Consider the following 13,264-nt stretch of genomic DNA (forward strand, 5'->3'; position numbering starts at 1 on the left):
TATGTCCTTGGGCAGGCACGAGGGAATCCCTCGCCGGACTGCAATACAATCTAGGTGCCGCCCCGGTCGCTGCCAAGGGAACCAGATAGGACTATTTAGCCCATCCTAGCGTGATTCCCGTTCAAATAATGGCGGCAAAAGCCGCCGTATTTCGGGGGTGGTTAAGACTCTCGCAGTGAACTGGCCGGATGACGCCGGCAATTCGGCCCGATCGCCGGCTTGCGCGGCTACCCCCGCCGGCCGCGGGGCGGCGCCGCCTCGACGCGGATTCGGCCGTCGATCAGGCTGACCAGCGCACCCGCCAGCGTCTGTTTCAGCCGCGGCCGGGCTCCTTTCGCAAAAGCCCGGTCCAGCGCCGCCAGCAAGGCTTCGACCTTACCGAGTTCCGCCGGGCCCTCATGACCGAACCGGTTGATGGCGCGCAGCAACAGCCGCAGCCGGATTTCCTCTGGCATCGCGGCAAACGCTTTGGCGTCGAATCCGGGCCGCGGCGTCTCGCCACCCCGGAGTGCGAGGTAGCGCTCGGCGCCATCGACCAGCACCTCCACCGCCGCGTTGGCCCGGGCCAGCCGCGAGGCCAGCCGCGCCAGATTGCGCGCATCGCCCCCTTCGGCGGCGAGCGCCGGCATCAGCGCGCGCAGCCGTGGACGCGTGAAGCTCACATCGCGATTGGTCGGATCGTCGGCGAAGGCGATTTTGGCCTTTTCGAGCGTCGCGACCAGCTGCGCTTTCGAAACGTTCAGGAACGGGCGAGCCAGCCCCACACCGTCGCGCTGGCTCTCGCGCGCCATCGCCGAAAGACCGGCGATGCCGCTGCCGCGCAACAGCCGCATCAACAGCGTCTCGGCCTGATCGTCGCGGGTATGCGCGGTGAGGATATGCGTCGCGCCGCTCTCGCGCGCCGCTTGCGCCAATAGCCGGTATCGCACCTCGCGCGCCGCGGCCGGCAATCCGGTTTTCGGTTTCGTGCCACGCCAGCGCAGCGTGCGGTGGGGCAGATCGAGCGTGCGCGCCAGCCGCTTGACGTCGCGCGCTTCGGTTGCTGCCTCGGTGCGCAGGCCGTGGTCGACGGTGACCGCGATCAGCCGTGGGCCGCGCACCAAGGCGCCGCGCCAGCGCGCCGCCAGCCACATCAGCGCGATCGAATCCGGGCCGCCGGACACCGCCAGCACGATCGCGGGCGCGGCCTTCCATTCCGCGAACAGGCGTTTCGCCTCGCTTGCCGAAATCGGGGATTGATCGTCGTCGGGCATGGCGCTGCCGGCTGATATGCGAGCCCGTTTAATATGCGCGCGCGGCGATCCGGCCACAATGCCAACATCGCTTGATCGCGACGGGCCGGTCAAGCAGGCTCAGCACTTCACCCGCTTCTGCTCGCGATCGACGGTGGCCTTGACGCCGCTGGAGGCGCGGGGATATTTCCGCAGCACCTCGCCGAACGCGGCGCAGGCGGCCTCCTTCTCCTTCAGCGCCGCCAGCGACTGACCGAGCCGCAGCAGGGCGTCCGGGGCCTTCGCCGATTTGTCGAATTTGGTGGTCACCCCGAGGAAGGTTTCCGCGGCGTCGCGATATTGCTGGCGCTGGAAGAAACTCTCGCCGAGCCAGTATTGCGAATCCGCGACCAGGGGATCGCTGGGGTATTTTTGCGCGAAGTTGCGCATGGTTTTTTCGGCCAGCTCATAGTCCCTGTGCTGCATGTAGCCGATGCCGAGATCGAACTCGTCCCGCGGGGTTGCCGACGGCGGCAGGGTGGCCAGCTCAGCGCCCGTGCCAGCGCCCCGGGGCGCAGCTGCCGCCGGGTAACCCGCACCTCCGGTATTAGAGAGGTCCAGCGGCTCGCCTGGGCCACGCCCGCCCGGCGCGCCGACGGCCGTCTCGGCCGGAACCGGAAGCTGGCCGCCGCCGAGCGCATGCGGCGCGCCCGGGGCGTTCGGATTCTGGCTCGGATCGAACGCATCGCCGCGTCGCCGGCCCGGCGACGGCGGCACTGCGGCCTCCTCCTGGACGATCGGCGGCGGTGCGGCAATCTGCGGGTCATAGCCGGGCTGCCGCACAGGCGGCCCGAGTTGCGCCGGAGGCACCGCGGCGACACTGGGTTGGGCGACGGGAGGCGGGCCGCCTGGGGCCACCGCCTGCGCGCCGCCCTGAAGCTGCCTCAGGCGATCCTCGAGCTGCCGGTTGCGATATTGCAGCTCCTCGTTCTGGCCGGTGAGCTGGCGCAGCTGGTTCTCCAGCTGCTGAACCCGCATTTCAGGGTCGGTATCGTCGGATTGCGCGATCGCGCGAGAAGACAGGCCCGGCGATACCAGCATCAGCATCGTGATGGCGGCCACGGCGCGCGTAAGTTGAGAAAATCTGGATGACATCTGGGCCTGACGACGAAATCGAACGTGACCTCGAAAGCGGGAACACATTGAGAGAGGGAGTACGCCAAAAATGTGACTGCGGTGCCAAATCAGGGCGCTGGTCTCAAGGTATGGTTTAGTGTCAGCTTCAGAACAAGCAAGCGGCTTGAGCCGATCAAACACCAGCAACCGGAGCGGACGCCGGGCCATGCACATCCTCGTCAACGGCGTGCGGCTGTTCTTCGACGTCGAGGGCGCCAAGCTGGTCCCGGACGGCCCGATCATGCGGGAGAAGCCGACGCTAGTGATGCTGCATGGCGGCCCGGGCTTCGACCATTCGATTTACAAGCCCGCCTACTCGGCGCTCGCCGATGTCGCCCAGATCGTCTATCTCGACCACCGCGGCAACGGCCGAAGCGAGGACGGGCCCCGCGCGGGCTGGAATCTGGCGCAATGGGGTGACGACGTGCGCGCGTTTTGCGACGCGCTCGGCATCGTCAGCCCGATCGTGCTTGGCGCGTCATTCGGCGGCATGGTGGCGCTGGCTTACGCCACCCGTCATCCGGCCCACCCGTCGAAACTGGTGCTGATCTCAACCGAGGCGGCAGGCGACACCCACCTTGACCGGCGCGTGGCGCTGTTCGAGCGCTTCGGCGGCCCCGAGGTGGGCGAGCTCGCGCGCCGCAGGTTCCTGGACGCCGACAGCCCGCGGGATCAGGCGTCAGTCGACGCCTGGCGAAAGCTCGCCTTCCCCGTCTATACGCGAACGCCGCGTGACCCTCATATCGGAAGCCGGACCGTCGGAAGACCTGCGGTCGGGCTGCACTTCTTCGCGAACCCGGCCGGCGAGAGCCACAGCTTCAACATGTTCCCCGATCTGCATCGCATCCAGTGCCCCACGCTCGTGCTCGGCGGCGAAGACGATCCGATGCATCCGATCGAAAGTCAGGCGGACATCGCGGCCGCGCTGCCTTCGCATCTGGTGCGGTTCGAACGCTTCGCCGGCTGCGGCCACGGCGTGGTTCCCGACGCGCCTGAACGCGCCATGGCGGTGATCCGGGATTTTATCGCGGGGCGTTAGCGCGCAGGGCATCGCCCAAAACAAAACCGGCGCCCGAAGGCGCCGGCAAAGAAACTGTCCTGCGAACAACTCAGGAGCTGGCGTTCAGCACCGTGACCGCACGGCGGTTCTGCGACCAGCAGGAGATGTCGTTGCAGACCGCGACCGGGCGCTCCTTGCCGTAGGAGATGGTCCGCATCCGCGAGGCGTCGATGCCGCGCGAGGCCAGGAAGGTGCGCACCGACTGGGCGCGCCGCGCGCCGAGTGCGATGTTGTATTCGCGGGTGCCGCGCTCGTCGGCATGGCCTTCGATGGTGAAGGCGTAGCGGGGATAGGTCTGCAGCCAGCGCGCCTGCTTCTCCAGCGTGGCGATCGCCTGCGGCGACAGGTCGGTCTGGTCGCTTTCGAAGAACACGCGGTCCCCGACATTGACCACGAAGTCCTGCTGGCTGCCCGGGGTTGCCATGTTGGCCATCGCGCCGTCGGCGCCGAGGTTCTTGTTGGCGCAGGCACCCATCGACAGCGCGACCGCGAGTACCGCGGCCAGCTTGAATCCCTGGAGGATACGCATTTGATATTTCATTCCGGAGCCTCCACGCTCACGTAGTTCGACCCTGTCCGGTCTACAGGTCGTTGGTTAAGCGAACGTTCCGTCAACCTTGATGGGATGTTGCCGGACCCGATCAAATGCCGACAATTCGCGAAAAGCAACCGCGATGGTTAATGGGTTGTAAATGTGGCGCGAGGGTGAAAGCAAGCAGGGATAGCGCGGGGATGGCCCATTTTAGGGTCGATCCGAGGCCGATGCGCAACAGCTGTCCGCAAAATGGGCACCTAGGGCGGGAACCCAAAGCTTGATGCTAGAGCATGATCCGGAAAAGTGGACACCGGTCTTCCGAAAAGATCATGCTCAATCAAAAAGCTAGAGCGGGATGACGATTCGAAGAAAAATCATCCCGCTCTAGGACTGCGGAACGATCGAGGGCTGCTCGAACGCAGGGACGGCCGGGTTCGCCGCTGCGGTGGACTCAGTCGGCCGGTCGAACAACATCCGCCGTTCGAACGCGCTCGAACGCAGGAACGGATAGCGGACCAGAACCCTCTCGCGCACCGTCGGCAAATGCGACGCCATCAACCCGACCGGTTTGACCAGACCCGGATATAACCGCGGCTCGCACCAGGTTTCGTGCAGGAACACCCGGCGGTAGAACGCCTGATGCTCGGGACGAACGATGGCCAGTCCGAAGTCGGCATTGAAATGAACGCCGGCCATCGAGCCAAGCCTCACCGTCACGTAGGGAAGCTCCGGGAAACTGCGCGCCTTGTCGGGATCGGCGACAAAGCGGGTGGAATCGATGATGATTTGTCCCTGATCGAGCCTCGGGTGCAGGACCTCGCCGAACAGTTCCATCGACGGCGACATCCGCCATTCCGACGTCAGCACGCTCACGCGAATTGAACTGTAGAGCTCGCCCTGAAAATAGACGCCGAAGGTCCAGGCGTTGGGGGCATCCTCGAATTGATCGACCACGCGCTGGTCGGCCGAGGGCCGGATCGCGCCCTCGCGCAGATAGGCGCGGTAGCGCAGATTGTAGATGGCTTCTTTCTCTTCCGGCGTTTGCGCCAGTCGATAATCGACTTGATCCAGCGGGTCCACACTTCGTCCAAAAGCCGCGTTGGTCGATTCGGCCGCGGACCTCATTAGATACTCCTTACGACTTCCAAACAACTTATGCGCGTGGATCAAAAGATTAACATCTTCTTAACGAAAAGGCAAAGCAATCGCTGGGTTAGGGTTAACCGCCCGCTACAGTGCATACGCCGTGCCGTAGCGTCGATTGAGGGAAGAAAATTTCCCGGCCGGCTCCATCAGACTGATTATGCGATCGATCGCGAGACCACGGTCAGCACCGGCTCGTCCGGCATCCGGCGGCCGTGCGAGGCGTTCAGCAACTGGCGGACCCGCACCGCGGGCACCGGCCGGCTGAACAGATAGCCCTGCGCCTCGGACACCGTGCCGTCGACGCTGATCAGCTCCAGTTGCTCGTTGGTCTCGATGCCCTCGACCACGACAGACATTCCGAGATCGGCCGACAGCCGCGCCACGCCGCGCAGCAGCGTCAGCGGACGATCGGTGTCGATGCCTTCCAGGAAGGAGCGGTCGATCTTCACCTTCTGCAGCGGGAAATTGTGCAGATAGCTCAGGCTCGAATAGCCGGTGCCGAAATCGTCGAGCGAAATCCGCACGCCGATGGCGCGCAGCTGCGACAGCACGTCGTGGGTCAGCTGGGTATTGCGCAACAGCGACGATTCGGTGATCTCGATCTCGAGACGGTTCGCGGGCAGGCCGGAAACCTCGAGCGCGTAGCGAACCTCGCTCAAGACGTCGCGCTGGTGGAACTGCTGCGGCGAAAAATTGACCGCGACGCTGACGCCTTCGGGCCACTTCATGCATTCCATGCAGGCCTTGCGCAGGATCCAGCGGCCGAGATCGACGATCAGGCCCATGTCTTCGGCGACCGGAATGATATCGACCGGGGAAACCGTGCCGCGCATCGGGTGATTCCATCGCAGCAGCGCTTCACAGGTCGCGATCCGCCCCGATTTGAGGTTGACCAGCGGCTGATAGAACAGCTCGAATTCCTCGTTGGCCAGCGCCTTGCGCAGGTCGAGTTCCAGGATGCGCCGCGCCTCGACGATCTGCGCCAGTTCGTCGCGGAAGAAGCAGAAGGTGCCGCGGCCGTCCGCCTTGGCACGATAGAGCGCCATGTCCGCGTTCTTCAGCAGGGTGTCGGCGCTGATGGCCGCCGAGGCCATCGCGATGCCGACGCTGGCGCCGATTTCGACCAGATGATTGTCGATCTTGTAGCGCTCGCTCAGGTGATCGACAATTCGCCGGGCCAGCGTGGCGGCCTGCTCGGCGGATTCGATATTCTGCTGGAACACCACGAATTCGTCGCCGCCGAAGCGCGCGACGAAGTCCTCCGGGCGCAGCATCGCGCGCAGCCGGTCGGCGACGGCGCACAGCAACTGGTCGCCGCAGGGATGACCGAGCGTATCGTTGACCTGCTTGAATTGATCGAGATCGACGAACAATAGCGCCGACAATTGCTTGGCATCGTGCGGAACCGCCAGCAGGCGCTCGATCTCGTCGCGGAAATTGACGCGGTTGGGAAGCGCCGTCAGTTCGTCATAGCGCGCCAGATGGGCAATCCTGGCTTCGGCGTTGCGCCGTTCGGTGACGTCTTCCAGCAACACGACGGCACCGCCGCCGGCCATCGGCTGGAATGTCCATGACAGCGATCGGCCTCTGACGATGTCGGGATCGGTGGTGGTGATGTCGCGGGCCTGCGAATTCTCGATCTCGGACAGGATCATCCTTCCGCTTGCCGCCGAGATCGACCCGGCAGTGACGCAGGCGTCGACGATTTCCGGCGCGTTGGCGCCGCGATGCACGACATCGTCCGACAGGTTCATGAGCTCGCTGAAACGGTGGTTCATGACCGCGAGATGGCCATCGGCGGCGAACATGCACAGCCCGTGCGGCATGTTGTTCAGCGCGGTATCGAACTGGCTCGCCAGCGCCGCCTCGCGCTCGCTCGCCACCAGCGCCTGAACGAAGATCCGCTGCAGATTGGTCGAGATCTGCTTCAGCGCCAGGAAGAACACGGCGCTGACGACCCCCATCGCGATATAATAGGGCGTGCCACGCAGCATCAGCGCGACCGCGCACGGGCCGCAGGCCAGCGCAATCTGGACATGGAAGATCCACGGCCTGCCATAGGTGCGGCCCGCGCCGGCCGCGACATAGCCGGTGGTGACGGAAACGCAGATCATGTGAACCACGGCATCGTCGCTGCACAACAGCGCGACCGCGCACCAGGTCCCGAGCGCCAGCGCATAGACCATCGCCCCGATCTGGTAGCGGACCTCCCAACGCGCGGCCGCGCTGGCCGTCAGGGCGGATTTCCGCGCCTTGTACCAGTGCATGTCGAACGCGCGGGCGGCGCCGCTCACGGCGAGAAACAGCGCGCACGGCCAGAGCAGAACCAGCCCGGTCTTGATGGCCGTCATGGCCGCCGCGATGGCCACCATGGCGGCGCCCGCCAGCAGCGGCGCCGGAGTTTGAAAAAGCGAATCGACCAGCGCCGCGTAAATCGACGGCGATATTTTCTGATCGGTCTCGTCGCTCTGACCTGCGAGCTGCATTTGGGTGGTACGCGTCCTGTTCGGTCCGTACTTCTACCCGTCGCAGATGAAGTCTTTCTGAGGGAACATCGTTACCGAGACGTTGTTTTCCGCCACGGCTCACAAAAATCTGCCCCACAAATCAGCAGGGTAGGCAAGGCTTGCCGGCCGCGGCGGAAGGCCTTGGACGGAGCGGGAGTGTTGCGGACCGGCAGACGACGCCGGACCGCCCGTCCCTTCGCAGTCCGCCCGACCTTTAGGACAACAGCGGCGACCATGCCGGGTCGGACGCAAAGCCCGGGGTCGGCACCTTCTGTTCGTTGCGGCCCGAAATGTCCACGGTGAACAGCGAGGGTCCGCTGGTGCCGCCGGGGTCGCGGAAGAACATGATGACGCGGCCGTTCGGCGCAAAGGTCGGTCCCTCGTTATGGAACCCGCTTGTCAGAATCCGTTCGCCCGTGCCATCCGGCTTGATGATGCCGATGGAAAACTGCCCGCCGCCCTGCTTGGTGAAGGCGATGTAGTCGCCGCGCGGCGACCATACCGGGGTCGAATAGCTGGCGTTGGTGTCATCCTTGCCGAAGGAGATGCGCTGCGCGGCTCCGCCGGTCGCCGCCATCACATAGATCTGCGGCTTGCCGCCGCGGTCGGATTCGAAACAGATGCGGCTGCCGTCGGGCGCATAGGAGGGCGAGGTATCGATCGCCGGCGTGTCGGTCAGCCGCGTGGTCAATGTCGAGCGCAGATCCATCACGAACAGGTTGGAATTGCCGCCCTGCTGCAGGCTCATGATCACGCGCTGGCCGTCCGGCGAGAACCGCGGCGAGAACGACATGCCCGGAAACTTGCCGACGATCTCGCGCTGCCCGGTCTCGATGTTGAGCAGGTAGACCTTCGGGTCGCCCTGGCCGAATTCCATATAGGTGATTTCCTGGCTCGACGGCGAGAACCGCGGCGTCAGCACCAGGTCGGTGCCGCGCGTCAGATAGCGCACATTGGCGCCGTCCTGATCCATCAGCGCCAGCCGCTTGATGCGCCGCTCGGCGGCGCCCTGTTCGTCGACGAACACCACGCGACTGTCGAAATAGCCTTTCTCTCCGGTCAGCTTCTCGTAGATCCGGTCGGAAATGATGTGCGCGATCCTGCGCCAGTATTCCGGCGAGGTGAAATATTGCTGGCCGTCGAGTGGCTGACCGGTGGTCACGTCCCACAGGCGGAATTCAGCCTTCAGACGCCCGTCACCCTGTCGGGTCATGCGGCCAATGACGAGGGCCTGGGCGTTGATGGTCTTCCAGTTCTGGAATTGCGGCGCGGCGTCGACGTTGACGATCCTGTCGATGAAGGCGGCCGGATCGATCGGCGCGAACAAGCCGCTGCGCCTGAGGTTGTTGGTGATGACACCCGCAACGCCGGCGCCGACCTCCGCGTCCGCCGGCGTGCCGGCGACAAAATCCGGGATCGCGATCGGCAGCGGCGCGACGGTGCCCTCGGTAATTTGCAGATGGGTTTGAGCCCCGGCCTGCTTCGGCAACAGCAAGCCGGCGGCGGCTCCCGCACCGCCGATCAGGGCGGCGCGTCGGGTCAGCGGCGGCGGCGCAAGCGAAAGCGATGTCACGGACATTGCTGGCTCAATTTCAAAATCATCCATTGCCGAACATTTCTTTGGGATCAAAATCGATGTCCATGTATTTCCACTGCTCGTAGGTCTCGTCTCGCAGCATCGTGAACGGCTGACCTCGCAGGACGGCCCGGACCGCGGCATCCGCCGCAGCTTGATAGCGCGGCGAGGTTCCGGTGGAGACCACCTCGGGGGGTGCCGCGAGGCGGCGATCCGGAGTCAGTCGGATTCGGACCGTGACGAATAATTCCTCCGGATGATCGATGCCCGGCTGGACATTCCACAGGCTCGCCAGGCGCGCCCTCAAGGCGTCAAGTTCGGACTGCGAAATGCTTGCCGCAGTACCGCGCGTGGTCCCGAGCGACGCCGATGAGTTCAGCACCGCGCCGGTGATGGCTTGCCGGCTCGGATCGCGCTTGTCGATCTGGGCCGCGATGGTTTCAGCGTCGAATTTGTATTCGCGCTTTTTGACCGGCGGAGGCGGCGAGGCCTTGGCTTCCGGCTTCGGCGCGGGCTTCTTGGCCTCGTCTTTCTTCAAGGCCTCGGCGATCGGATCGACCTTGGCCGGATCAGGCTTCTTCTCGACCGGCTTCGGCTCTTCCTTCGGCTTGCTTTCGGCGACCGGCTTCGGCGGGTCCGGTTTCTTCTCGACCGGCTTTTCCACCGGCGGCGTCGGATCGGGCGCGGCGTTGGTCTTGATGGCTTCCTTCTTGGTGATCTTGCCGACATTGTCGTCGACCGGCGTGGCGTCGGCGACCTTTTCGACCAGCGGCTTCGGCTTGTCCTTTTCCCCGGTCTTGATGCCGGCGGTGATCTTCGAAAGCTGATCGGCCGAAATGATGTCGACCGGCATCGATTCCGGCGGCGGCGCCTCCAGCGAACGCGTCGAAAAGGATACCAGTCCCCATCCGATCACGAGGACGTGGAGCGCGACGGACGCAATGAATGTCTTGTCGACCTTCACATTCACCTCTAGTGCCCCTGATCGACTTCGGTGACCAGTGCCAGCCGCTTGAAGCCTGCGCCGGACAATTGTCCCATCACCCTCGCCACGGTTCCATAGTCCGCCTTCTTGTCCGCCCGCATGTAGATACGCTCGTCCAGGCCGCCGCGGGCATCGGTGATCGCCTTTAATTTGGGGATCAACTCATTCATGGGAACTTCGGTATCGTTGATGAATACCTTGCCGCTGACATCGACCGAAAGCTGCAGCGGCGTCTTGTCCTGCTCCAGGCTCTTGGCCTGGGTCTGCGGCAGGTCGAGCGGCACGCCGACCGTCAACAGCGGCGCCGACACCATGAAGATGATCAGAAGCACCAGCATGACGTCCACCATCGGGGTGACGTTGATCTCCGACATCACGGCGCGACGCCGGCCGCGGCGTCCGCCACCGGACGAACCTGCCATGTTCATCGCCATGATCGGGTGCTCATGCTGCGCTCACACTATACCGCCGCTCAATACCGCCGCCTACGCCCGTTCGTCGATCTGGCGCGACAAAATGGCCGAGAATTCATCGGCAAAGCCCTCCAGGCGCTGGGCCTGCCGGTTCACCTCGGAAGTGAACTTATTGTAGAAAATTGTCGCCGGAATTGCGGCGATCAGGCCGATCGCGGTGGCAAACAGCGCTTCCGCGATGCCGGGAGCCACCACCGCCAGCGAGGTATTTTTCGAGGCCGCGATCGACTGGAAGCTGGACATGATGCCCCAGACGGTCCCGAATAGGCCGACAAAGGGGCCGGCCGAGCCGACGGTGGCCAGCACCAAGAGCCGGCGCTCCAGCCGCTCGATTTCCCGGGCGATCGAGACGTTCATGACCTTCTCGATCCGCATCTGCAGGCCGGCGAAGGACCGCGCCTGGCTCTCGAACGAGCGTTTCCACTCGCGCATCGCCGCCACGAAACAGGCCGCCATCGACTGCGTCGGCTTGGCCGACAGCGCGCGGTAGAGTTCCTCGATCGACTGGCCCGACCAGAACGCCTGCTCGAAACGGTCCATGGCCCGTTTGGTGCGCGAATACAGGATCATCTTGTCGATCGCGATCGCCCAGACCCAGACCGAGCAGGCCAGCAAGCCCAGCATGACGCCTTTCACGATCCAGGCCGCCTGCAGGAACAGGGTGATCAGCGAGACGTCGGCGGATGCAATCGGCAGGGCTGACTGAGCCACGTCGGCCGGATTCATAAGCGGTGTCCTCTCAACGCAAGTGTCCCAAATCCTCGGAGCGCAAATGGCTGCCGGTTCCACAGACGCGCGTCCGGCGCGGCTGTCATCGCCAGCGCGGGAGCCTTGTTTTGTGTCGCATGGGAGGCCCGTCCAAAGCCGAGGCCTGCATCCCCTGCCAACATGTCAAAACGAGGGCTTTTCGCGCGTCATAACGCCTCCAACCAGACGCTAGGCATGGTTAATACCCGGTTACCAAGGGGGATTTGGGATGCCGGAAATGGGGCGGCGGCAGCTCGATCGGGACCGTTTGACGCGGCTCGCCCGTGCCGCACGCGGCATAACGCTCCTGCCGGAGGGCTTGGACAAAAAATCGCGAAAACAACCCCATGCAAAGTAGAATGGACCCGGCTTGCCGCGGTCTTGCCTTGCTGCGCCTGGGCAACGAGGTTATCCCGCCCTAAGCGGATTTGTGGTATTTAGATACCATCTTGGTTGCCGCCCAAACCTCGGAGGATTAGACATGGCCAAGGTTTTCATCACCGGCTCGTCCGACGGTCTTGGACTGGCGGCCGCCAGAATCCTGATCCGGCAGGGTCATCAGGTGCTCCTGCATGGCCGCAAGCCGGAGCGCGCCAAGGCGGCTTTGGCCGCGGCTAAAGGCGCCGAGCACGCGGTCGCCGGCGACCTGTCCGACGTGGAAGCGACCAAACGGGTTGCCGCACAGGTCAATGCGCTGGGGCGCTTCGACGCGGTGATCCACAATGCCGGCGTCGGCTATCGCGAGCCCCGGCGGATCGACACCCAAAGCGGCGCATCGCACGTGTTCGCCATCAATGTGCTCGCGCCCTATATCCTCACGGCCCTGATCGAGCGGCCGGACCGGCTCGTCTATCTCAGCTCGGGCATGCATCACGGGATAAGCCCGCGCCTCGACGACATGCTCTGGACCGCGCGGCGGTGGGAAGGCTCCTCGGCCTACGCCGAGAGCAAGTTCTACGATGTGGCGCTCGCCTTCGCCGTCGCCAGGCGTTGGCCGGAGGTGCTGTCCAATGCGCTGGAGCCCGGATGGGTGCCGACCAAAATGGGCGGGCCGGGCGCTCCGGACGACATGCGCAAGGCCCCGGTCACCCAAGCCTGGCTCGCGGTCAGCGACGACAAGCTAGCGCTGTCGACAGGAGCGTATTTCTATCACCAGAAACTCCGCGAGCCGAATGCGGCCGCCCGCGATGCGAAGGTTCAGAATGCCCTGCTCGAAACCTGCGGCCGACTCTCGGGAGTGCATCTGAGCTAGTCGGCGCGCTGCGAACGCCATCGGCTTTTGATCACCTGCCAGTGTCGGCTTTCTGGTCGCAATCCAATGTCCGTTGGCGCAAAGCGGAAATTCGCTGTTGTGCCGAAAAATGCGGACCGCTGCCCTGTTCGAAACATTTGCAGTTCCCATTTTAGGGGCTGTCCTTCCATTGGATTGCCCACCATGAAAGAGGAAGTTTTGCTGCAGCTTGCGCTTGCCAAGCAGTACGCACACCACGCGAAGTTTTCTGGAACGCCGCGCCAAGCGGTGGCCGACGGCTATTCGGCTGTGGATGCCATGCTCTCGGCGCTTTTGATCCACGGCGGGCAAGAACCACCGCGAAACCACAAGACAAAACTCGAAACCGCCCGCAAGGCTTTCCCGAACGCCTTCGCCGCTGAAAGCGTGCAGCACGCCCATGGGTGGACTTACGCGCCTGGCGCGGATTGGAACAGCCTAGCAGTCCGCTGAAAAACGTAAAGAATGAGGCGTTTTTTCTGTTGGGGTTCGGTTGTTGGGATGGCGTATTGGGGAGTTTGAGGTCTGTTGGCTAGGCTGCAGCCAGTTTGGGGATGCGGATCAGGTTGTAGGCGATC

General features: G+C 64.2%; 12 protein-coding genes. 3 read left to right on the forward strand and 9 right to left on the reverse strand.

What is annotated here, in order from left to right; translation table 11 throughout:
* Positions 1-227: 227 nt before the first annotated feature.
* Together tilS and ybgF are read right to left on the reverse strand one after the other, a co-directional pair.
* On the reverse strand, positions 228-1,253 hold the full coding sequence (tilS, locus tag VK804_RS30580; protein ID WP_325752019.1) for a tRNA lysidine(34) synthetase TilS: 1,026 nt from the start codon (positions 1,251-1,253) through the stop codon (positions 228-230).
* A gap of 99 nt (positions 1,254-1,352) precedes the next feature.
* Entirely contained in the window at positions 1,353-2,366 is a 1,014-nt protein-coding gene (gene ybgF, locus VK804_RS30585) for a tol-pal system protein YbgF (protein ID WP_325752029.1), read from the reverse strand.
* A 187-nt stretch (positions 2,367-2,553) separates the two neighbouring features.
* Between ybgF and VK804_RS30590 the strand changes: the two genes are divergently transcribed.
* A complete protein-coding gene (locus VK804_RS30590) occupies positions 2,554-3,426 on the forward strand; it encodes an alpha/beta hydrolase (protein WP_325752020.1) in 873 nt (290 codons plus the stop codon).
* 70 nt (positions 3,427-3,496) lie between these two features.
* On the opposite strand, the gene pal is transcribed toward VK804_RS30590, so the two are convergent.
* The 7 genes from pal to tolQ all read right to left on the reverse strand — a co-directional run bounded on the left by pal (position 3,497) and on the right by tolQ (position 11,395).
* On the reverse strand, positions 3,497-3,988 hold the full coding sequence (gene pal / locus VK804_RS30595; protein WP_325752021.1) for a peptidoglycan-associated lipoprotein Pal: 492 nt from the start codon (positions 3,986-3,988) through the stop codon (positions 3,497-3,499).
* 378 nt (positions 3,989-4,366) lie between these two features.
* Positions 4,367-5,107, reverse strand: coding sequence for an N-acyl amino acid synthase FeeM domain-containing protein (locus VK804_RS30600; RefSeq protein WP_325752022.1), 741 nt, complete (start codon positions 5,105-5,107; stop codon positions 4,367-4,369).
* A gap of 176 nt (positions 5,108-5,283) precedes the next feature.
* On the reverse strand, positions 5,284-7,614 hold the full coding sequence (locus VK804_RS30605) for a putative bifunctional diguanylate cyclase/phosphodiesterase (protein ID WP_325752023.1): 2,331 nt from the start codon (positions 7,612-7,614) through the stop codon (positions 5,284-5,286).
* Positions 7,615-7,849: 235 nt separating this feature from the next.
* Positions 7,850-9,214, reverse strand: coding sequence for a Tol-Pal system beta propeller repeat protein TolB (gene tolB, locus VK804_RS30610; RefSeq protein ID WP_325752024.1), 1,365 nt, complete (start codon positions 9,212-9,214; stop codon positions 7,850-7,852).
* A 19-nt stretch (positions 9,215-9,233) separates the two neighbouring features.
* Positions 9,234-10,175, reverse strand: coding sequence for a protein TolA (locus VK804_RS30615; RefSeq protein WP_325752030.1), 942 nt, complete (start codon positions 10,173-10,175; stop codon positions 9,234-9,236).
* An 8-nt stretch (positions 10,176-10,183) separates the two neighbouring features.
* A complete protein-coding gene (locus VK804_RS30620) occupies positions 10,184-10,630 on the reverse strand; it encodes a biopolymer transporter ExbD (RefSeq protein WP_325752025.1) in 447 nt (148 codons plus the stop codon).
* A 51-nt stretch (positions 10,631-10,681) separates the two neighbouring features.
* On the reverse strand, positions 10,682-11,395 hold the full coding sequence (tolQ, locus tag VK804_RS30625) for a protein TolQ (protein WP_325752026.1): 714 nt from the start codon (positions 11,393-11,395) through the stop codon (positions 10,682-10,684).
* A gap of 502 nt (positions 11,396-11,897) precedes the next feature.
* Between tolQ and VK804_RS30630 the strand changes: the two genes are divergently transcribed.
* Both VK804_RS30630 and VK804_RS30635 read left to right on the forward strand, forming a co-directional pair.
* Positions 11,898-12,668 carry an SDR family NAD(P)-dependent oxidoreductase gene (locus VK804_RS30630; RefSeq protein WP_325752027.1) on the forward strand — a complete coding sequence of 257 codons (771 nt, stop codon included), beginning with the start codon at positions 11,898-11,900 and terminating at the stop codon, positions 12,666-12,668.
* 183 nt (positions 12,669-12,851) lie between these two features.
* Complete coding sequence (locus tag VK804_RS30635; protein WP_325752028.1) at positions 12,852-13,139, forward strand: hypothetical protein; 288 nt, start codon at positions 12,852-12,854, stop codon at positions 13,137-13,139.
* Positions 13,140-13,264: the final 125 nt, after the last annotated feature.

It is taken from the genome of Bradyrhizobium sp., from assembly GCF_035484855.1.
Classification (GTDB): Bacteria; Pseudomonadota; Alphaproteobacteria; order Rhizobiales; family Xanthobacteraceae; genus Bradyrhizobium.